We start from the raw sequence: 22,764 nt of genomic DNA on the forward strand, positions 1-22,764 counted from the left end.
TAACCTTCACTTCTCGTCCGCAAACTCCCGTTGATAATCCGCAATATCCTTATACTCGGTCGAAAAGTCCCGGCTCAATTCGATATGATCTGTTTTAAAAAAGTGATAACTGATGACTGGCTACCCGAGTGATATTACGCGTCAACAATTTGAACTGATTCGCCCCGATTTAGAAGCGGCTCGTCGACGAACGCGACCGCGTCAAGTGGATCTCTACGACGTTTTCAATGCCGTCTTATATATTTTACGGACCGGTTCCCAATGGCGTCAGTTACCCCATGATTTTCCGAATTGGCAAACCGTTTGTGGGTATTTTTGCCGCTGGTCGGAACCGATCAACGAGCAAGGATTCAGTCGATTAGATTTGATTTTAAAAAAATTGTCGCTCAAAGTCGATGACACTTGGGCCGTTCGGTACCCACTACATTCGTAATTCTCGACGCTCAAAGTGTTAAAAATACCGAAACTGCCCAGCAAAAAGGCTATGATGACGGTAAAAAGATCTCCGGCATTAAACGGCATTTGGCCGTTGACATTAATGGCTTTCCGCAAGCTATCTACATTACCACGGCCAACGTTTCCGAGCGTCGCGGGGCGACCACCTTATTGACATTAAATCCGGACCAGTTCCGCTTGGTTAAACGTGTCATGGCGGATGGTGGCTACACAGGGAAAAACTTTGCCCAAGTCGTTCAAAGCCTGATTGGCGCCGAAGTAGTGATTGCCAAACAACATGATCTCCGCCACGGTCAGGTTACGCCACAACGTTGGGTGATTGAACGCAGCTTTAGTTGGTTGGACAAATGTCGTCGTTTATGGTGGAACTGTGAACGTTATTTGAGAACCAGTCACGTCATGGTAGCGCTGGCTTTCATCGCCATTCTGTTGCGACGTTGTTAGAGATTAAAAACAGGTTCTTAAATGTGAATAAATTATGTCGTTTTTACGAACGTGCATTCCTTTATGTGAAGATATTTCGAAGATTGTGTGAATTATTCTATATAACTATAAATATATGTTATGGTTATTATCGTAAAAAATAAAAGCGAACGGAGATACATTTATGAAATTAGCTAAGCACGTAGCACTCTCATTTTCGATTATTACTATCATGGGAGCATTGGTCCCAACAATGACCGCAAATGCTTCTCAAACTGAGTATAGGAATACGAACACATTAAGCGTTAGTGACAACCAAAATAAACAAACTGCTAATACTGACGCTTTAAAGGACAATACTGCTATGCCAGCCAAAGACTATGATACTAGTAGAATTGACAATGATATTGTTTTAAGTGAATCAGACAAAGAACTCGCTAAAGAAGCCCTGAAAGAAGTTAGCGAATCTCTTCCAGATTCAAATAATCCCCAAACAAACGATCCGATTTACGGTCCCAATCAAACAGCTTGGAAGCTCATGGCTACTCTCGTTGGAAAGTATGGAATGAGGTATGTTGAAAGAACCCTTCCAAAGAAGATGTACTCAAAAGTTTCATTATTGATCGGAAGCTGGGTTTCTGAAAAGAAATTTGTAAGCATTTGGCAAAAAACCATCAATGTAGCGAGCGGTCAAGTTTTTGTCACTGATCTCACCAACTTACTAAGAAATGCTGGGCTGTCAAAATCTGCTGCAGGAACTTCTGCCGAAATAATTGTTGATGTGCTCGGCATCTTGGCTTAATATAGGATGAATGTATGAAAAAGCTTATAATTCGGATTGCAACAGTAATCCTTTTGATCTTCATTGCCTGGGGATTGTACCAGACAATCAAGAATTTCATTGGAATTTATCAACAAGGTTTATGGGTTGGAATCGGTGCAACAACCTTCCTTATCTGTGTCATTATTTTAAAAATCATGTGGGATAGGCGGAATAATTAAATGATTTCTTGACTAAAAAGTGAAAGTACTCAAAAATGCTTATTTCCTGATATATCAAGCCATAGACCATAAAAACTAGCTAATTTTCCTTAAGCATGCCTTGTCATGTTTGGGAATAAACAACTTTAAGCACTTTCACTCTTTAGTAAAAATAAAAATCCCGTATATCAACAGTTTATCGTGCTGATCACACGGGGTTCCTTTGATTTGTGACCATTTTCCGACTTATGTCCCAGCCACTTCTTTTTGATAGGAGATGGTCAATTAGGCTAAGACTGTTACTTCTCCAGTAAATCCGTGTGTGGTTGCCCATCACCATCCATAACTAAAAGCCTTCTAAAAGCACTTATTCAATTAATTTTTATTTCTCGTCCGCAAACTCCCGTTGATAATCCGCAATATCCTTATACTCTGTCGAAAAGTCGCGACTCAAGCGGATGTAGATTGGGATCAGCTTCCGGTAACGGGTAAAGGTCGCTTCGTTTGGTTGATAATGATTTTCCTTACCGAGGTACTTTTTAATATCGGCGAGGTTATCTTCCATCCCTAACGCCATTTTAGCCAAGAACATCGCAGCCAAACTACCACTTTCATAAGATTCCGGAATGACAATTTCGTTTTCGAAGATGTCAGCCATCATCTGTGTCCAAAGTTGTGAGCGGGCAAAGCCACCGGCAGCCAGGACAGCTTTGGGTTCGCCGGAGACTTCCTTAAGTGCCAGCGAAACGGAATACAGATTGTACATAATCCCTTCCATGACTGCCCGAATCATGTGGGCACGGGTATGCTTCCGGTTTAAGCCAAAGAATGAGCCGCGGGCGTTGGCATCCCACAATGGTGCCCGTTCGCCACCCAAATACGGATGAAAAATCAACCCGTCCGAACCAGCTGGAACGGTTGCCGCAATCTTGGACAGCATATCATACGAATCAATGTCCAATAGTTTGGCAGCTTCCTGTTCAGCACCAAATAATGAATCGTGAGCCCAATTTAGAATAATGCCGCCGTTGTTAATCGGACCGCCAACCAGGTACTTACCCTTCATGATCGGGTAGCAATACAAACGAGCCTTGGGATCAATCACCGGCTTGTCCACAAACGTCCGAATTGCGGCTGATGTCCCGATGTTAATTGCCAAAACGCCGGTATCGATCGCACCAACGCCAATTGTTGAAAGGGCGCCATCCGTTGCCCCCATCACAAAGTAAACGTCTTGATCCACGCCCATCACTTTGGCGTATTCGGGATGAATTCCCTGGAACTTATCGGTAGTATCAACCAATTCAGGTAACTGGGAAGAGTTGATGCCGGTTTCCTTTAACGCCTGTTCGTCCCATTGAACCGACTTCATGTTCAGTAAACCGGTGGCAGCAGCCATCGAGACCTCTTCCTTCAAAACGCCGGTGTACCGCCAGATAATATACTCTTTGATACCGACCCAGTAAGCAGCTTTTTTAAATAAATCCGGTTTTTCATTTTTTAACCAGAGTAATTTGTAAAACGGCCCCATAGGATGGATTGGCAGCCCGGTTCGCTTGTAAAATGCCAGACCACGACCGTTTTGTTTGTACTCAGCCGCATAACGCTCCGCCCGGTTATCTGCCCAAGTCATCGTTCGCATTAATGGTTTGTGGTTTTCATTCAACGCGATCAAACTATGTTGTTGAGCTGACCAGGAAATTGCCACCACCTTGCCATCCAAATCAGACTTGGAAACCACTTCCTGCATAGCGGAAAGGGTCGCGTTAAAAATTTCATCCGGATCCTCTTCAGCCATATCCGGTGTATCTTGATAAAGAGTGTATCCCTTATTTGCTTTGGCGTATATTTTGCCATCGGTGTCGTATAGCAATGCCTTGGTGCTGGTCGTGCCAACATCAATTCCGATAATATAATCCATGATTAAAATCTCCGTTCCTAGAATAACTAATATACCAGAATCATAAATCAGATATATCAGTTTGTCAATAGCGCTTTCATTTACGTCAGACTTGCCTTTAGGACAAAAAATGAACTGCATGAGCCGGTAGTTGCTTCCTTCCCCGTCACGCAGTTCATTTGATCAGATATCAACGATCAGTCTTTATTTTAGTCATCTAAAGTATGGGTTAATTCACGAACCGGTCGCTTACCTGCGACAACCTTCTTGACATCATCGACACACTTTTCACCCATCCCATGCAAGCACTCGTAAGTATAAGCGGAGGTATGTGGTGTCAGCAAAATTCTGTCATTTTTCAAAAATGGGTGGTCGGCTTTAACAGGCTCAACTTCCATGGCATCAGATGCATAGCCGGATAACTGGCCACTTTCAATGGCATCACTGATGGCATCTTCAACCACCAAAGCACCTCGGGCATTGTTACAGATGTAAGCACCCTTCTTGAGGTGTTTCAAGGCGTCAGCGTTAATCATGTGGAGACTTGAATCGTCCAACGAAGCGTTTAATGAAATGTAGTCACAACGGGATAACAATGTCTCCAAGTCCACGCGTTCAACATTGTGGTTAGTAAACCATTCAGGTTCAACTGCCGGATGCGGATCGTTAACCAATACCGGGCCACCAAAGACGCTGAATAATTCAGCGACTCGGCTACCGATATTGCCACAGCCAATCACGCCAAAGGTCTTGCCACTAAACTGGTTCCCCATGAACTGGGCCCGATCTTGATAACGACCGGCGCGTTCACGTTCTGATGATGGAACGACGCGACGAACCAGGGCCATTAAGTTGGCTAGTTCGTTTTCAGCAACGGAATTTCGTTCAACCTTTTGCGGTACGATCGCTACTTGAGTACCGTGCTTCTTAGCTTCTTCAATATCCACGTTGTTAAAACCGATCCCGTGACGAGAGATCAATAAGGTCTCATCCTTATTGTCAAAGAAATCCTTGTTAAAGAATGGGGTAACACTTGCGATAATGATGTTGAAGCCATGCAGCTTTTCAGCTAATGACTTACCATCGATATCGGTCGGCAACATAAACCGCTTAATCGTCCCGACCTTTTCCAATTCCTGCCAGTGTTCTGTAAATACTTGTCCGAAACTGCTTGAGTTAACAACTGCGATGTTATATGCCATCAGAAATGCTCCTTCAAAAATTTATTATCTTGCTTACACTGATATACTAGTTCAATTAACGTTAATTGTCAAAACGTTTTTAACCTACTCCAAATCAATTTTAACCTCATAGCTTGACGTTAAACCAGCACTAGTGTGATGATTACCTTCTTTATCTGCCAGTTCAACCAGTTCGCCTGCCACATCCGGTAAGCCGTTAAACGGTTCAATGCACAGAAATGGCGCGTTGGCTCCCTCTTTAGTCCAAAGCGTGACGTGATCAAAATCCGCAACGTTGACGGTCACCGAATGTGATGTATCAGTTTGCGAATAAAGCTTAACTGTCTTGATGCCTGGTGTCTTAATAATCAACAGGCCCTTTTCAAACATCTGGTGATCCAACTTAACGATGCCGTGGTCATAGTTAGGCAAAGAATCAATCTTTCCTGAACGGTAAGGATTGGGTTTCTTAACAATCTCGTAAGTTGCCAATTCATCAAGAGGCGGCTCAATGGCCAATCGATAATCATCAAACTGCCCCTCGCCATTAATCGGCACGTTAAAGGCCGGATGATACCCCAGTGAATAGGACAAATCTGCCTCACCGTCATTCTTGACGTCAAAGTGAACAACCAGCCCGGTTTCAGTCAAACTGAAGATTACCCGTAACTTAAACTCAAACGGGTAATATTTCTTAGTTGCTGGATTTGAAGCCAGCAATAACGATACCCGATCAGCAGTTTTGTCAACCACCTCAAACTCAGCATCCCCCGCAAAACCGTGTTGCGGCATCTCGTATCGTTTGCCATCAACCAAATAAGCATCGTCATTTGAACGGCCAATTGCCGGAAATAAAATTGGGGCATGCTTCGGCCACAAGTCATTATTCCAGATATAGTCAAACTTCGCTTCTTCGTTAATCAAATGGATTAACTGGGCGCCATGCTCATCAATGTCAGCCCGAAACCGGTTATTTTGAATCGTTTGCATTCTGCCACTCCCTAAAATCAGTAAAAAACGGCCCTCCCCACAAACACAATTAATCATGCTAATCTTGACAATGTTCACCGATCATTTATGTTTGCAGGTTGGCCGCTTTCTAATATGACAATTTATTTTTCGCCAAAGAAGCCGAACTGATCGTGGGCATTATTATACGAAATATCTTCCACAATCTGGCCCAGATAATCTTCATCTTCAGGTACCTGACCACGAGCTGCCCATTCACCAATCACGTTGCAGAGAACTCGTCGGAAGTACTCATGCCGTGGATAGGAAAGGAAGCTGCGCGAATCCGTCAGCATGCCCACAAAGTTTGGTAAGAGACTCTGTTGGGCCATAATGGTCAACTGGCGTTTCATGCCGTCAAAGGTATCGTTGAACCACCAGGCAGCTCCCAGCTGTAATTTCTGAACGCCATCCTGCTGGAAGTCACCCATCCCGGTTGCTAACTGCATCCAATCGTTTGGATTTAGTGAGTATAGGATCATCCGTGGAATTTGATTTTGAGTCTGCATTTCAATTAGCAGCTTCATAAATTCCTGAGCCAAGTCAGGTTGGGTGCCCATCGAATCAAAGCCACCGTCCGGTCCGTATTGCTTGAACATTGGCTTGTTGGCGTTTCGAACCGCATTCATATGGAACTGCATGGTCCAGCCAAATTCTTTGTTTAGCTTCATCAGGGCTTCAACCAGCATGGTTTGATACTGATCAACGTCCTTGGCAGTCAGGGGTTGATTGCTGCGCGCTTTTTCGATAATCGCATCCATCTCACCCTCAGTGGCTGGCACAAAGTGGAAGAAGTTCAAGCCGTGATCGGATAGTCGGCCACCTAGGCTTTGGAAGTATTCAAACCGTTGCTTTAAAGCGGCAACCAAGGTCTTAAATGACGTAATTTGAACGCCTGAAACTTCCGCCAACTGTTTCAAATAGTCATTATAACCGTCAGCTTTCAAGTTAAAAGCCTTATCCGGACGCATTGCCGGCAGTACTTTAAAGCCGTTTTGATCCTCTTCGGCTTTCAATAATTTGTGATACTTCAGATCCGAAGCCGGGTCATCAGTCGTGCAAACCACTTGAACGTGGGAATTCTTAATTAAACTACGCGGCTTAAAATCATCAGTCTTCAAAAGTTCGTTGGCTTTCTTCCAGATGCCTGGTGCACTCTTGCGATTGAAGACATCGTCAATCCCAAAGAAGCGACGAAGCTCCAAATGCGTCCATTCATACAATGGATTACCAATTGCCTTTTCAATCGTGCCGGCCCAAGCCATGAATTTATCATAATCATCCCCGTCACCGGTGATCAGCTTCTCAGGTACCCCATTGGCCCGCATTAACCGCCACTTGTAGTGGTCCCCGAAACCGTTTTGATAGATCCAGATCCGGGTGATGTTTTCGTAGTTTTTGTTTTCGTAAATTTCTTTTGGATCCAAATGACAGTGAAAATCGATAATCGGCATTTTGGCTGCATGATCGTGAAACAGCCGCTTAGCCATTGGTGTGGTCAGTAAAAAGTCGTCATTTAATAAAGTCAAAGTTAAAATCTCCTTTAGTCAACATCTTTTGCGTATTTTGCCAACGTCTCTTCAAGTGTCTTGCGAACGGCACCCTTGCCACTGATTTGAGAAGCAAAGTAAGCTTCAACTTTGTCCCCTAAACCAACTTCATAGAGATCGTGACCAAAGATGGATTTGTTTGACAAAATGTCCTTCAAATGAGCATGGACGTCTGTCTGTTCACCCAATTTAATATCGCTGACCTTTGGTTGGAGTTCACTTAATAGTGGATCGGGACTTGGGGTAAACGACTTGCCCTGATCATCAATGGCCATTAAGTAACGGCACCAGGTTGCCAGAACCAACGGAATAAAGTTTAAATCAGATGGTTGCCGATTTGGATCATCCACATAATGCTTAATCGTGACGCCGTAACGAACTGCCAATTTTTGTGATGTATCAGTTGCAATCCGTTGTGGCATATCCGGAATGTAAGGATTTGGTAAGCGCTTGTTGACCAACTGATCAATAAACTTCTTCGGGTTGATGACTTTAGGATCCGTGACCACTGGTAATCCTTCCACATAACCAATCTGTTTAATCAGGTTGAGCATATCGGGATCACTGACTTCCTTTGCAATGGAGTTAAAGCCCAACAAACTTCCGTTAACTGCCAGTGCTGTATGCAACGGATTCAAGCAAGTCGTCACTTTCATCTCATCGGCATCGTTAACCGTATCGCGATCGGTCAAAATCACACCAGCTTTATCCAAAGCAGGTCGGCCATTTGGAAAATCATCTTCGATTACCAGGTAATGGGTTTCTTCAGTGTTGGTGAAGGCCGCAATGTTGGTATGGCCCGATGTGTGAAGAATGCGATAGTCTTCAAAACCGTCTTTCTTCAGTTGATCGGAAACGGCATCGGATGGGTTTGGCGTGATTCGGTCAATCATCGACAACGGGAAGCTGACTGTTTGATCGTCCTTTAGGTAATCAATAAACTCGGATGGTACCAACCCATTTTCAGCCCAACCCTGCGCAATTGTCAGGACACTCTTTTGAAGCCGCTCACCATTTTGTGAGAAGTTATCGGTGCTGACCAGTGCAATTGGGAATTTACCGGCTTTAAAGCGGGCAAACATGAGTGACGTCAAGCTGGCCATGTTATTTTTCGGCGCTTTGGGACCATTTTGAATGTCTTCTTGGATGGCTGGTAAAAGATTGCCATTGGTATCCCAAAGGTTATAGCCCTTTTCGGTAATTGAAAAGGTCGCCAATTGAAGCGCTGGATTTTCAAAGATCTTAAATAGTTTAGCCCATTCTTCTTGATGATCAGGTGCAAAGAAGAGCGCATCAGAAACCGACGAAAATAATTCTTTTTCGAAGTGACCATCTGCGTGAGTGACCACTCGTAAAATCCGATCATGATATTGTTTGTAAACACCTTTGACGACATCCGGATCATGGGTTTCAGCAACGACAATCCCCGAATCCAGATTCCCGGATTCAAGCAAGCGATCAGCAATCGCCGCGTGAAAAGCCCGAAACAGGTTACCGCCACCAAAGTGGACCCAGCGAGTAGCCCCGGTCTTTTGTGCGATATCATAACTAGGCACCTTGATGCCCGCATCGGTAAATGCTTTTTTATCAGTTAAGTAATTATCAGTAATTTTTACCATGGAAATCCTCCTAAAATGGTCTCGGATCAGCGTTTTTAACAAAATGGTTCGAAACTGATACACAAGTCTACTGAATCCGTTTTCAATCTCATTATATTCTGATATACCAGATTGTCAATACCCTTCTTTTTTCACCGGTTTACGTTAACTTTTTAACAAGTTTATGCTAAGATTAACTTCGTATACAAAGGAGTTAAGATCGATGATGGATAACATGCGAAGCGATGCCTACAACGAAATTAAATATAAAATCATTCATTTTGACTACATCCCCGGCCAAAAGATTTCCGAAAAGACCATCTCCTCAGAGTTAAACCTTGGCCGAACACCAGTCAGAGAAGCAATTATCCGGATTGAACGTGAGGGATTAATCGAAGTGATTCCCCAAAGTGGTACCTACATCACTAAAATTGATATGGCAGATGCCAAAGACGCCCGCTTTGTCCGTGGCTGCATTGAGCCCAACATTATGGTCGACGCAGCTGTTAAGATGACAGACGATGCCAAACGTGTTTTGGAAGCTAACCTCAGATCCCAAGCCAAAACGGCAATGAACAATGAGCCGGACAACTTTTTTGATTTGGATCAGGACTTCCATCATGAATTTTATAAGGTCGTTAATAAGGAAACCGTCTGGCAGTGGCTGCAAATTAACAATACCCAGTTAAACCGTTTCCGGCGGTTACGATTAAAAGAAAGCGAACTTAATTGGAGTACCCTGTTAGATCAGCACCAACGGATTTTTAACGCCGTCTTGGAACGGGACATTGATGATCTGACCTTTCTGGTTACCCAACACCTTCATTTAATGTTGCTGGAAAAGCAGAAAGTCTTGGATGCTTACCCCGATTACTTTAAAAATTACGAAGAAGCCTGACGTTGTCTAGCTACTAACTTCTTTTGCAAAGTAACTGAACCTTAATGAACTTAAAGCTCCCGCTGAATCAATCTTTATCCAGGTTGATTCAGCGGGAGCTTTAAATTTCTATTTGCCACTTTTAGCCAGTGTCAGCTATTTTTAACCATCATCGATACGTTACTTCATACTGTCCAGACGGTAACTGCAACTGCTTATTCTGAGAGATTTGACAATTCAACTGCTTGCCAGCCCTGTCGGTCACAACAATTGATTGACTTTGATTTTCCAAATCGAGTACTGCCTTGGTATTCATTGGAATATCAACTTTTAGCTGAACTGCTTGTGCCTGTTTTTGATAAGCGACTTTGATCAGTCCACGAGCTGACGGTGTTGTTACCCGTAAATTAGTCAAGTTACCGGGGCGGACTTTAATACTAAACGTTTTGAAGCCGGCTTCAATTGGATTAATCCCCATAATTCCTTGAACAATCGTCAAGCCTGGCGTGGCACCCCATGGATGGGATAACGTTAAGTTTGGTTTGTAGGTATTGCTCCAAGCTTCGGGGGTAATCGTCGCCTTGAGCTGATCCAAAATCGCCGCAAACGTTTTTTGATCTTTCCGATTATCACTGTTGGTCAACAGCGTAACGGCAGCGTCCGCATGCCCTGAATCAATTAAGCCCTTTAACATAAAGTAGATGAAATATACGCTACCAATAAATTGGCCATTGTTGGCAACAAATTGACTAAGTTTGTCAGCCATCTCCTGATTGTCATACACACCATAGCACAATGCATAGGCAGAGGCGTGGTGAGAAGTATGCCGGTTAACTGATAGATCCTGATTTAGCGAATCGTAAAATCGACCAGTTTCGGCATCGTATAATCGACTGATCAATTCATGCTTAATTCGGTTGGCCCGATCTCGATAAAAATCAACATCAGTCCGGTGACCAGTTAATTTGGCAATTTTGCTCATGATCAGATAGGTGCCGTAATAAATGGCATTAAACGGTGTATTGTATTCTCCTTCAACGAAGCCATCCCGTTCACGAATCGGCCAATCAATTAAGCCGTCGTTGGTTACCAAGCCGACCTGCTCATCAAAGTTATCAATTCCTTTACCGTTTCGCAACGTCCCAACAAAGTCTTGAGACGCACCATCAAAACTATCAGCACCCTTCCCCCGATTAAATTTAACTTTCAAATCATCATAGCGTCGATTAAGCAAATCAGCATTACCGGTATATAAATAGTCCAGCCAAGCCATTTCAACGTTAAATAACCTGTAGTCTTCCGGCCAAGTTGGATTGTCGATCAGATAATCCAATGAGTGTCTGGCCAATGAATAGTGGGATGACACGGCGTAACTGGTATTGCCATTTACTAACAGATCACCTTCATACGGTCGGCGTTCGCGGGCTTGAGAATCGACAAACACGTCCTGATTAGTTGCCTTGATCGTGTATTTTGACAACTCATATTCACGATTTAGCAACTCGTTATCACTGGTGAATGTGCCGTCACTTTCTGAAAATGGCTGGATCATAGCCCAACCGGTAATATCATTTAATTCAAGTTTTCCTTGAAAACCGACTAATTCAATATACCGATAGTTTTTCATCTGAAGTGTCGTAAATTCATTTTCACCCTTAACCAAAGTCCAGTTTTCGACGTAATCCGGCCCACAAGCCAAGTGATGGCGAACGTGACCGTTATCAGTCAGCTGCTCACCCATTAGAATCGTCACCCGCTGCGTCAATTGGCTGTTAAGTCGCACTTTAACGCCACCGATAATCTCCTTGCCTAAATCCAACAGGTAATTTTGGGGTCCCAACTGACTTAACTGTTTGGTCGCTTCGTGTGACTCAACTCGCAACGTATTTTCACTGCGGTAAGGCACCAGGACTTCCTTATCGGCTACCATCACTTTAGGATTGACCCAGGCATGATCCCATTCATGATGATAGTCAACCGACGTCCATCCCTGCGGATAGTATCGCATATCAACATTTTCAGAAACCTGCCCAAAATACAGACTGCGCATTTTAACACCAAAATCGCCGAAAGCGCTGCTACCATCTAGCGCTTTCCAGGAACTATCGGTTGTTAGAACCTGTTCAATGGTGCCATCAGTCTTATATAACGTCAGCTGTCCCCAAAACGCCTTTCTGGCTGAGCTGGCAGTTGCCAAAACGCTAACCACATTTTTACCGTTTTCGATTAATTCCGTGACATCGTATTGGTTATAGTAGATACCGGTTTGATCCCTACCATAATAATCAGCTTGAGGCCGTGCCGAACCTACCCCAACACTTTGACCGTTCATAAATAAATCAAAGCCTTGCGCAAAAATTGGTTCATTGCCACGGGAGAAGGCTGTAATGACGGCAGTATCAACATCAGCGGGGTCTAAAGTCATTTGCGGACTTCTCAAAAAGACCACGTTCCCCAACTTAGGCAGTTCCTCACCGGTTGTCGGCGTTTTAGCCGCCCAAATTCCTTTGGGTTGGCTGACAATTTCTTTGGCACAGATAAATTTATTAGGCTCTGAATAATCACTGACACTACCGTGATTATCCTTAATCCGAACCTGCCAATAATATAATTCTCCGGGCTGTAACACTGACGAAAATTTGGGAAGCTTAACCGCTGTATTCTCAGCTGACGTTACCCAGCCACTGTCAAACAAATAAGTTTGATTGGCCAGTTCGTGTAACCGCCGTGAAATTACAATTTGAAAAGCTGTTTGTTGGCTATCTTCAAGGCGGCTGTGATCCCACCAACTAAAAGCAGGTGACTTTTCAACGTTATAGGCAAACGACAATAGATTAACGTTCAAGTGAGTCGGCATTAATAATTTCTGAGTTGTTTGAGTCATTTTTAATTCCTTTCCGAATTAGCGTCAACGATTTTTTGCGCAATGAAGACGCCAAACTAATATATCATTAATGATAAGCATAGCTTGTGAACCATAAAAGGGCAAGAAACCGTTTTCAATTTCAGGATGTTTTGTGCCATAAGGACAAGGTTTCCCTATTAAATCACGTGTTTTCTTTATGATTCATTTAAAAATCCCAATTCATAAAAATGTACATTTGATACTCTTAACACGTAAATATGGCTGTCAATTCACAAATCAATTTCTCAAACTAATCAGTTTTCAAGAATTATCGTGTCCCTCCTCGCCACAAAAAATAGGATCTGGCCGATTACTCATATGCCACTTTTGCAGCCCAAAAATCCCGACTCAAAAATTCAAGTCAGGTTTTCAAATCAGTACTCACTCATTCTCTTACACCCAAGCTATCGTTGACTGCCCGGTGTGATTTGATAATAAGCCATGTACTTTTTATAGAAGAACGCCTTGTTACTAATCCCTACCCGTTTCATGACTTCGGTCACCGGCAAGGCTGTCGAAGTCAGTAACATGTGGGCATTGCGCATTCGTTGTTTGTTCAAAGCTTCCGAAAAGGTTTCACCGGTTTCCCGTTTAAAAACGTTACTGAGGTAATTCCGATTATACTTATATTTAGTCGCCAATCGCTCAAGCGAGACTGTTTGAAAATCGCGGTCAATATCTTGAAGCATTTTCAAAACCAACTGTTGAGATTTGGACGTCGGCCGCTTTACTTTGACATGGTAGTTGCGAACCAGTTGGGCAATCAAAATTGACAAATACCCACTAATTATCGTATCTGCGAATTCCTTTTGTAAATAATATTCGTCGATAATCCGATCGAGGGTCTCCTGAACCTCATCAACCTGTTTATGGGAAAACAGCAGGTGTCGAAGCTCACCTCGGCTGCCAAATTTACGATCTAATAAAAATTCGTAAAAAACACTTTGACTACTGCGCAACCCGTTCAGTAATTCCAAATTAATGTCCCGATTTCGGAAAAGAATGTTAATGAGGAGGTCATTGGTGCCAAGGTAGCCAATCGAATGCCGGCTGCCGATATCCATCAATAAAACATCGCCGGTTTCCAAATGAAGCTTCTCACCATCAACTACCTCATCACAGGATCCTCGCAACATGTAATTAATTTCAAAGAAAGTGTGTGAGTGTTCCGGATAAGGGGCGTAACGATTATGTTTGCTAACATAGATCCGTTTATTTCTAAAAAAGCGATCATTCAAAACCGGTGCGTGTTCTTTTTCCGATAGTGAGGGATCAAACGCATCGATTGGAATATCATCATGAACTTCAAAACTTTTTAACTGTTCCTTTTCAGCCGGTGTCGTTTTCATTAGTTTATTCAAAATTGAATCAAGCATGCTTATTTCCCCAATCGTGTCAATTAAGTTGCGGGCAGCCCCTGTTTGTAAGCGTTACCCACTATGATTCAGCCTGATCTTAGCGTACCAGCAAATAGTCAATAAGTATAGTCCCGAAAACCCTTGCAACAAACTGGTTAGTCCGCACTAAAAAAGCGCCACTCTTTTTTAAAAAGTCGCACTTTTTTTAGTTGATCAACGTGAGTTAAGAATCACCTTTCCATAGGTGGGGAGGCCATCTTCTCTACACATTGATGAAAGGAATTGTTAATTCAATTTATTTTTTCATATCCATGGCATGGCCACCAAACCCGTGACGCAATGCTGAAACCACTTTACCAGTAAAGGTATCCTGTTCCATTGATCGGTTACGAGCAAAGAGTGCATCCGTAATAACTGGAACCGGAATGCCTTGTTTAAGGGCTTCTTGAACGGTCCACTTACCTTCGCCTGATGAGAACATCTTGCCGCTGATCTGATCCAAGTTGGCGTCGTTGGCAAAGGCTTCCTGTGCCAATTCCATGAGCCAGCCACGAATAACTGATCCGTTAACCCAAACTTTGGCAACCGCTTCGTTATCGTAGTCATACGGGCTGTGATCCAACACATCATAGCCTTCACCGATGGCTTCCATCATCCCATACTCAATGCCGTTATGAACCATCTTAAGATAATGACCGGAACCCGGCTTACCAGTGTAAAGATAACCATCTTTTTGAGAGATGTCTTCAAACAATGGTTTAATATGTTCAAAAGCTTCGGCGCTGGTACCGCCAATCATGAAGTTACCACCGTTTAAAGCACCGTTCTTACCGCCTGAAGTTCCGCAGTCAAAGAAGTTAACACCTTTTGCTTCCGCAATCTTACCATGACGAATCGAATCTTCATAGAAGGAGTTCCCACCATCGATCAAATAGTCGCCCTTTGAAAGCAGATCGACTAATTCTTGAACCGTTGAGTCAGTTGGCTTGCCGGCCGGAACCATAATCCAAACAGTGCGGGGAGCACTTAATTTGCTGACAAGATCTTTGTTACTTGAAGCAGGTGTTGCACCAGCTTCCTGAGCAAGTTTGACATTATCTTCATTTAAATCAAATGCAACGACTTCGTTACCGTTACGGATCATGTTCTTAACAAGGTTAAGGCCCATTTTTCCAAGACCAATCATACCAATTTGCATAAGAATCGTACCTCTTTCATCTAATATACTAGTTTCTTACTACCCTTTACCAAAATCATTATATAATCTGAAAAGAATTTTCGCAAGCATTATGCGTAAATTTTTTTCAAACTTTTTATAGATTGTGTAAATTGGTTTTAAAATTGGACTTAATCCCCTTTAGAATAGGATTTATCTTACAAAATTCCGTTCAAGGAATCTGTAAATCATTTACTAGGATAATGTAAATGTTTTACAAAAACAGACCGTTTCTTTTGACAAATACCAGAGCCGATTAGTAAAACAACCGCCAGGCAACTAATCAATGCGCCTAGGGCCAATCCCCTGATGTGGTAGTTAAAAGCCAATCGATGCTTTCCCGGTGTTAATTTAGCGCCGATTAACCCATCAGCAACCTTAATTAATTTGTGGGGGTGACCATCAACATGCAACGTCCATCCCTGATCATAAGGAAAACTCATTAACAATGTCCGATTACGCCTAGAGACTGTCACTGTCCCTCTAAAATGACCACCATGCCGATTAATGTTTCTTGCATCCTGTAAGTCAAATTGATGATGCTTAAATTGCGCAGTAGCTGCCGTGAATTTTTTCAAATCAACTCCAGCTGCAATTTGCGGCATCGCTTTTAACCGCTTGGTGGCATGCAGGCGAACTGTCGTCAATTGCCCCTTTTGGAGGTTTCCAATTGGAATCATCTCTGTCCCAAGACCACTGTAAGTATTAGAAAGCTTGGCGCCATTCACCCAAAAAGCCACGTGATACAGACGGACCTTGGGAATGTAAAGATAATGCGGCCCGCTGGTAGTCGCCCGTAGTTGCAATCGATAATGATAGACCCCTTTGACCAATGACTGTTGGTATCCCGTTACTTTCGGTCGATAGAGGTACTGTTGGCGAGTTCCCGACTCGGCTTGGACCAGTGCATTTAAATTTTTAAAAATCTGATTAGGTTGATAACGAAGTGTTTGAATTCGTTGATTGGCCATAAAGCCAAGTTGAGCCGTATTTGGCCGAATAATCAGTTCTTGACTGTGTTGGCCAATGATATAGTTGTATTTAATGCCAAATAAATAGTTTGTGACCACCGAGCCGCCCAACATATCAATGCGCCGAATGTTTCGACTTGAAAAGCCAAGGTTGGCTAAGACATGTTGGGTGTGTGAATTCAGGGTCGAACTGTATGAGCTGATACCATGATTTTCAAAAAGCAGTGAATCATTGTAACCACTATATGGGATCTGATAAATATCTCGGTAAGGATGATCCATGACTAGCAACCGATAAAATTTATTTTGGGTAAACTTTAGTCGCTGAACCCGTCGAATAGCTTGCTCAGATTGATAATAACGTTTTTCGAATTGGTGCTGGTTGACAAACGGTGCATCCCTAGTGGCCACAAAAAAATTCAACATCAACTCAAAAATTAAAATCCCACTTAAAATTACCCGACTTGAAAGCTGACGATCGGTAAGCGTGATAATCGCGATTGCGGTAACTACCAAAAAGCCCAAAACCAACACATAAATAAAGTTATTGACAAATAATTGAGGGGTAGTGAACTTAAAAGGCGTCATTTTTTCACTAAACAGGTTGGCCCAAAGATAGCCAATCGAGATGGCAATCCCTAAAGCCCCCGTTGAAATTAAAATTAATTTGGTTTCCTCAAAAATCTTTTTTAAATAACCTTCGTAGGCAATCATGATCAAAACAAAACTAAAGAGAAAAACCATTCGGAAGGGAAACCCAGCTGGCCGCTGGAAAAGATGCCACGCCGTATTTAACGGCAATAACCACATTCCCAGAAAAATCCCTCCCAGTAAATAGGCAGTTGCCTGTTTATTCCGTGATGAAATCCGTTTTGAGAAAAAATAGGCAATTCCCAGAATAATAAATAGCGAACCGGTAAACATGCTGGGATTATGAACCAAGCGACCCGTAAAATCATTGCCGCCAAAGCCAAGGTTGACCGTAAAACTCGGTCCAAAAGCACCTTTTAACGCAAAATTACGCAAGTGAAGCTCCTTTTTGCCAGTAGACATCATCGAAATTGCGGTTGGTACCAAAACGATGGCGCTTAGCATTCCCGACAATAGCGAATACCACAAGAAACGGCCGATTTGCCCCCGCCGGTCTTTGATGTGATGCATTAAGGCAACTCCCGCTGGTTGTGCTTTTATCAATAAATAAACAAAATACCCCAGACTGAAGACACAAATGATGTAGCCCATATAGTAGTTAGTCAAAATAATCGCGGTTAACCCAAAAACATATAACCACGGTTTGCACTGACCAACTAATTTTTCCAAACCGGCAACCATAATTGGTAAGAGAATCAGTGCGTCCAGCCACATTAAATCATAAAAATACATCGAAACAAAGCCGCACAAACCGTAAGCCAAGCCACCGCAAATGGTCATTAAATCGAATTGTCCGTATTTATGACTCAAAAACCAAGTCATTGACCAGCTACATAAAATAATCTTCAACCAAATAATCAAATCAATGGCAATTGGTAAGTGAGCCGGGTCGAAAAAGACGACGATTAAATTAAGCGGACTCAGCAGATAGTAAGCATATACCGGTACCAAACTGTCACCAATTGAAATTAAAAATGAATAGCTTGAAAACGACAGATGTAACAACTGCCGTCTCAATTCGGCAAAAAATTGCAAATATTGAGTCGACAAATCACTGATTAACAGGTTTTTGGAGCCAAATGGGGCAATCCCGATAATCATAAATAGTAGCGTCATCACCAATATCGGCAACAGGATTGCCGTTAACTTATATTTAACATGATGCTTGCTTGGGGTTTTCGTTAACATGATCAAATATCTCTCCAAATAGTCCTTTTAGTAAGCAAAAAGATCTTTTCAAACCAGTTATCGCTCAAATCTTATTCAGTATAACCTACTCATACTTTATATACGCAAAAGTGGTCATCTTTTTACCAACAATTATTATTTTCCTTCAAAATATTACGATTAACTGCCTTAACCTGTAACATTTAAGGCTTTTTTATCAATTTTATTGGTATTATTTGCCGTAATTTCGTTTTATAGGGAAAAAGATGAATTATTTTTTCTTAATTTAATAACCTACGATTGCCGATAGGTCGCGTCAGATCAGCAACACCTTGATGTGAGGAAATTGTGAAATTGATGTTTAATCTTTATGAAACAGTCTTGAGACTGTTATGTAGCATTTTTCCCTTATACTAGGGCTTGTAGTTTTAAAGGGGGAACAATTCGATGACACTTAATTTTAAAAAATTAGCTGGCTTGTTCATGGGGGCACTTGCTGCATTTACCATTTGCACAACAGTCAGCGCCAGCAAAACCAAGATCGCCGATGTTTCTCAATACCAAGGAAACATTAACTGGAAAAAAGCGGCTAAAGATCTAAAATACGCCATCATCCGTGTCCAACACGGTGACACTGGCGATGCTGATTTTCGAATCGATTCAAAACGAAACGTTAACGCAAACGGCGCCAAAAAATACGGCATTCCGTTTGGCCAATATGGTTACGCAGAATTTAGCAGCGTTGCCGACGCCAAGAAAGAGGCCCGCGATTTTTACAAGCGGTCCAACGCCGGTGCCCGTTTCTACGTACTCGATAATGAACACCGAAAAGGGAGTGGCTCCGAGCAATCATACGTCAACGCTTGGTTGAGTCAAATGAGAAAATTAACCAACAAACCGTTAGTTTATTATTCATACGATAACTACGTTGCCGTTCATAAAATCAATTACTCCAAGTTCGATGGTTCTTGGATTGCCAACTACTCGAAAAAGCCGACTGCTTCAGCTGATCTTTGGCAATACACCTCAAAGGGTCGGGTCAGCGGTATCAGCGGCAACGTTGATTTAAGTAAAGCTCTGAAACCGTCTGTAGTGAACTCATGGTTTAAGGCAGCTTCAGCTGATGTGGCCAAGCCAACGTACTTCACGTCCTTGCCATCATCTAAAAAAGTGACCACTACTCGTAACATTTATGAATATCGAGACGTTAATTTTAAAAAGCGCGTGACTAAACTCACAGCCGGTAAAAAATTGACTGTTAAAAAGATCGCCCGCTCAACTAACGGCGCCTACCGGTTTCAATTAACCAACGGAAACTATATTACTGCTAATAAAGCATATATTTCCGATTAGCTCATTCATTTGAAAAAACACTCAGTATCACACACTGTCATAAGACAGTTTCTCAAACACTTATTTATAGAGGGGAATTATTATCGTGTCTCATTGCCATAGAAATATCAAATCAGTTTTAAAACCACTTTTGTTTGTTGTTGCACTATTCAGCTTTGCAGTCACTGCACTGTCATTTGCTCAAGCAGCCAATGCCGCCAGCACGGATAAGCCTCACTACTCAGCTGTTTATAAAGAAGCTAAAAAACACTTGGGGACTAGTGTAACGTATCTTTGAAAAGCTAAATTATTGTGATAATCGTCGTTTCTTGATATGCTGGGGAAAAAGTTAAAGGAATGATCATCGATGCGCCCCATTAAATATCAGATTACCCTGACCGATGCGAAAAAAGCGATTCATTGGCAGTTCACAACCGCGGATGCCCGCATTAAATTGCGCTCCTTGTATCCCGATATTACGCTCGTAACTGATTAGTAAATTTTTAAGTATATCAAAGATACGTTACACTAGTTACGTTTACGGTGCTGTCGGCCCAACCCACTTTGATTGTTCCGGCTTTACCCAATACGTTTACAAAAAGTCAATCGGCAAAAACTTGCCAAGAACCGCTCAGGCTCAATACAACGGTACCAAGAAAATTTCTAAAAAGAACATTCAAAAGGGTGATTTGGTTTACTTTGGCTCCAGCAAGTCAAGTATTTCCCACGTAGGTATGTATATCGGCAACGGCCGGATGATTGATTCTCAAAATCGTGGTGTCGTTACTGAACAAGTTTACGCACCTTGGTGGCACGTTGTTGGTTTTTCACACCCAACCGACTTATCTTACTAAATTGTTTATATACTAAAGAGCAGACCTTCAAATCATGAAAGTCTGCTCTTTTAATTTGCACATTTTTCTGAATTCTTGGGTGTGAGCGATTTTAGAACCTTGGTTTTAGTGGATGAAGCGCTGGGCTACACTAACTTTCCTAGGACAGCTCCTTCAAGCAGACTTCTACATGTAGGAGATTAATTTTAAAAATCCAGGAACGGGATTCCCAAAATTAACGTCCTACATTCCGAAGTCTAACCGCTTGAATCCGCTCACTTTCTTAGGACAGCTGCCAAAAGCAACACCACTCCTGATAAGAGATCAATCTGGAAAATCCAAACCCAGGATTTCCCAGATTGACGTCTTATCATCCGGGTGTTAACCGCTTTTGTTCGCTCACTATCTTAAAAACTAAACTTATCCACCACTTCAAACGTGACGTTTTCATTTGCCTTTAATAATTTAGCAACCGGACACTGGTCCAATGCTTCCGTAACCATTTGCTTGCCCTGCTCATCATCCAACTTGTTAAAGAAGATTTCGCAGCGCACGATAAACTTATAGCCCTTCGTATCCTTAACAATATCAACACCCGTGTGAATAATGCTGTCTGGTTCAAGCTTGTGCTGACGTTCAACAATTCCAATCGTCGCGTTAAAACAAGTACTCAACGCAAACCCGATAAATTGTTCAGGATTGGTGCCTGGGCTGTTTAGTAATGAGCTGCTGACACCCAAGGCTAAACCTTCGTTGCCATGAACATAACTTTGACCAGTTAATCCATGTTCGTTAACAACTTCAGTATGATAAAGTGATCCATCTACTGCCATCTTAAAATCCCTCCAATAGATATAACCATGCTAACCAATTATCAAACCACAAAGTAACCCCTTTTGAGTCTTTCATGAGTCACTTCAGGTATCTACACAACTTAATCTTATGTTATTTAGAAATGGAAGTCCATCAAACAGCACCATAAATGATGGCGCTTGCATAAGCCTGTTTTGCTCTTCAGCTAAATTGAAGAGATGCGTTTTGAAGTGAACTTTGCTAAACTAATTATTAGAACTTCATTAGCGGGGGGATTGCTGTGAACGAAATTAAACTGAAATGGCTGATGATTGGAGAACTTCTAAGCAGCATTGGCATGAGCTTTATTTGGCCGCTAACCAGTGTCTATCTACATAACCGTTTGAACGTGTCATTGTCAATCATTGGGATTGTCCTTTTATTCAACTCGTTAGCCAGCGTTCTTGGCAGTTATCTCGCCGGTTATTTGTATGATCGTCAAAACCCATATCACCTCATCATTGGTGGCATTAGTGGTGCGACAATGACACTGCTTGGCCTCACCTTTTTTCACGGCTGGCCGATCTTTGGGTTTTGGTTATTTGCCAATGGCTTTACTTCGGGCTGGAACCTCACGCTGGTTAATTCAATTGGAACCAGCATCACCACCGTCGACAGCCGTTACGTCTTTAACATGCTTTATTTCTCACAAAATTTAGGCGTCGTCATCGGCACATCACTGGTGGGGTTTATTTACAACATTAGCATCACCCTTCTTTTTTCGATTGCTGCCGGACTATTTTTGCTCTTGTTACTGGTTGCTGTTATTAATTATCGGCCAGCTGCTGAAATCCATCGTCAAAGAAGCAGTCATCACTACCAATCGATGCAACACCGCCACCCTCTACCGACATCAAATAAATTAATATTGATTGCGTTTTTTATCTCACTGCTAATTATTTGGACCATGTATCAGCAGTGGGTCTCAAACCTCTCCGTCTACATGACAACCTTAGGCATCCCTTTGAAAAATTACTCATTTTTGTGGACAATTAACGCCGGCTTGATCGTCGTCATCCAACTGATGATTAATTGGCTGGCTCACTACCACCAACATTTAATCATTCAAATTTTGTTTGGGATTTCCATGATTGCCCTATCCTTTGGCGTGCTAATCCTGGCCAAGAGCTATGGCTACTTCATTATTTCAATGATCATTTTAACGATTGGTGAAGCCACAACCTTTCCCGCAATTCCAGCTTTGGTCAATGCTTTGACCCCTGCACAAACGAAAGGCCGCTACCAAGGGCTGTTAAATGCCTGGTCATCGACGGGACGCGCACTGGGACCATTGTTTGGCGGCATCATGATTGAGTGGCATTCCTATACCTTTTTATTTCTGACAGCCGCGTTGACCATTTTAATTGTCTGGTTGGGAATAGGACTACTTTGGTGGTCAATCAGCCATCGCTTAACAATTTACCACTCAGCCTAATTTTGACTCATCCGACTACAATCAAAAAATCGTGAAAGCCAAGTCATAAACTTGATTTTCACGATTTTTT

At 42.4% G+C, this 22,764-nt stretch carries 17 protein-coding genes and 1 pseudogene; 8 read left to right on the top strand and 10 right to left on the bottom strand.

All coding sequences use genetic code 11. The features are described 5' to 3' along the window. Window positions 1-112: 112 nt before the first annotated feature. Together ED605_RS00720 and ED605_RS00725 are read left to right on the top strand one after the other, a co-directional pair. A protein-coding gene (locus tag ED605_RS00720) for an IS5 family transposase (protein WP_370824322.1) occupies window positions 113-900 on the top strand; the annotation gives its coding sequence in 2 pieces (ribosomal slippage) (window positions 113-404 and window positions 404-900; 789 coding nt in all). Between the two features lie 163 nt (window positions 901-1,063). After that, on the top strand, window positions 1,064-1,681 hold the full coding sequence (locus ED605_RS00725) for a hypothetical protein (RefSeq protein ID WP_121977025.1): 618 nt from the start codon (window positions 1,064-1,066) through the stop codon (window positions 1,679-1,681). 561 nt (window positions 1,682-2,242) lie between these two features. Here the strand turns inward: ED605_RS00725 and gntK are convergent. From gntK to ED605_RS00755, 5 genes are all read right to left on the bottom strand, one after another. Further along, on the bottom strand, window positions 2,243-3,781 hold the full coding sequence (gene gntK, locus ED605_RS00735) for a gluconokinase (RefSeq protein WP_121977084.1): 1,539 nt from the start codon (window positions 3,779-3,781) through the stop codon (window positions 2,243-2,245). Window positions 3,782-3,969: 188 nt separating this feature from the next. Continuing rightward, the gene (locus ED605_RS00740) at window positions 3,970-4,962 is read right to left on the bottom strand and encodes a D-isomer specific 2-hydroxyacid dehydrogenase family protein (protein WP_121977027.1); all 993 of its coding nucleotides are present in this window, start codon (window positions 4,960-4,962) and stop codon (window positions 3,970-3,972) included. 84 nt (window positions 4,963-5,046) lie between these two features. Further along, window positions 5,047-5,931, bottom strand: a complete 885-nt coding sequence (locus ED605_RS00745) for an aldose 1-epimerase family protein (protein WP_121977028.1) — start codon at window positions 5,929-5,931, stop codon at window positions 5,047-5,049. Window positions 5,932-6,053: 122 nt separating this feature from the next. After that, the gene (gene uxaC, locus ED605_RS00750) at window positions 6,054-7,478 is read right to left on the bottom strand and encodes a glucuronate isomerase (RefSeq protein WP_121977029.1); all 1,425 of its coding nucleotides are present in this window, start codon (window positions 7,476-7,478) and stop codon (window positions 6,054-6,056) included. Window positions 7,479-7,492: 14 nt separating this feature from the next. Then, a complete protein-coding gene (locus tag ED605_RS00755; RefSeq protein WP_121977030.1) occupies window positions 7,493-9,118 on the bottom strand; it encodes a mannitol dehydrogenase family protein in 1,626 nt (541 codons plus the stop codon). 202 nt (window positions 9,119-9,320) lie between these two features. Here ED605_RS00755 and ED605_RS00760 point away from each other — a divergent pair, with 202 nt between their 5' ends. After that, the gene (locus ED605_RS00760) at window positions 9,321-9,995 is read left to right on the top strand and encodes a GntR family transcriptional regulator (protein WP_121977031.1); all 675 of its coding nucleotides are present in this window, start codon (window positions 9,321-9,323) and stop codon (window positions 9,993-9,995) included. 148 nt (window positions 9,996-10,143) lie between these two features. On the opposite strand, the gene ED605_RS00765 is transcribed toward ED605_RS00760, so the two are convergent. The 4 genes from ED605_RS00765 to ED605_RS00780 all read right to left on the bottom strand — a co-directional run bounded on the left by ED605_RS00765 (window position 10,144) and on the right by ED605_RS00780 (window position 18,263). Beyond that, the gene (locus tag ED605_RS00765) at window positions 10,144-12,858 is read right to left on the bottom strand and encodes a family 78 glycoside hydrolase catalytic domain (protein WP_121977032.1); all 2,715 of its coding nucleotides are present in this window, start codon (window positions 12,856-12,858) and stop codon (window positions 10,144-10,146) included. 425 nt (window positions 12,859-13,283) lie between these two features. Further along, window positions 13,284-14,255, bottom strand: coding sequence for an AraC family transcriptional regulator (locus ED605_RS00770; RefSeq protein ID WP_121977033.1), 972 nt, complete (start codon window positions 14,253-14,255; stop codon window positions 13,284-13,286). 277 nt (window positions 14,256-14,532) lie between these two features. Then, the gene (gene gnd, locus ED605_RS00775) at window positions 14,533-15,435 is read right to left on the bottom strand and encodes a phosphogluconate dehydrogenase (NAD(+)-dependent, decarboxylating) (RefSeq protein ID WP_121977034.1); all 903 of its coding nucleotides are present in this window, start codon (window positions 15,433-15,435) and stop codon (window positions 14,533-14,535) included. 206 nt (window positions 15,436-15,641) lie between these two features. Next, entirely contained in the window at window positions 15,642-18,263 is a 2,622-nt protein-coding gene (locus ED605_RS00780; protein WP_121977035.1) for a YfhO family protein, read from the bottom strand. 426 nt (window positions 18,264-18,689) lie between these two features. Between ED605_RS00780 and ED605_RS00785 the strand changes: the two genes are divergently transcribed. The 4 genes and pseudogenes from ED605_RS00785 to ED605_RS00795 all read left to right on the top strand — a co-directional run. Beyond that, on the top strand, window positions 18,690-19,595 hold the full coding sequence (locus ED605_RS00785) for a GH25 family lysozyme (protein WP_121977036.1): 906 nt from the start codon (window positions 18,690-18,692) through the stop codon (window positions 19,593-19,595). An 85-nt stretch (window positions 19,596-19,680) separates the two neighbouring features. Then, a complete protein-coding gene (locus ED605_RS00790) occupies window positions 19,681-19,872 on the top strand; it encodes a hypothetical protein (protein WP_225419008.1) in 192 nt (63 codons plus the stop codon). A gap of 69 nt (window positions 19,873-19,941) precedes the next feature. Then, window positions 19,942-20,070: a hypothetical protein gene (locus ED605_RS14835; protein ID WP_263852920.1), complete on the top strand. Its 129-nt coding sequence runs from the start codon at window positions 19,942-19,944 to the stop codon at window positions 20,068-20,070. Window positions 20,071-20,101: 31 nt separating this feature from the next. Further along, window positions 20,102-20,428 (top strand): annotated as a pseudogene (locus tag ED605_RS00795) (C40 family peptidase); the annotation flags it as partial. Window positions 20,429-20,814: 386 nt separating this feature from the next. Here ED605_RS00795 and ED605_RS00800 read toward each other — a convergent pair. Beyond that, a complete protein-coding gene (locus ED605_RS00800) occupies window positions 20,815-21,240 on the bottom strand; it encodes an OsmC family protein (protein ID WP_121977037.1) in 426 nt (141 codons plus the stop codon). A gap of 287 nt (window positions 21,241-21,527) precedes the next feature. On the opposite strand from ED605_RS00800, the gene ED605_RS00805 reads away from it, so the two are divergent. Next, window positions 21,528-22,694: an MDR family MFS transporter gene (locus ED605_RS00805; RefSeq protein ID WP_162919723.1), complete on the top strand. Its 1,167-nt coding sequence runs from the start codon at window positions 21,528-21,530 to the stop codon at window positions 22,692-22,694. Window positions 22,695-22,764: the final 70 nt, after the last annotated feature.

This window comes from Lentilactobacillus raoultii (assembly GCF_900411375.1).
Taxonomy (GTDB): domain Bacteria; phylum Bacillota; class Bacilli; order Lactobacillales; family Lactobacillaceae; genus Lentilactobacillus; species Lentilactobacillus raoultii.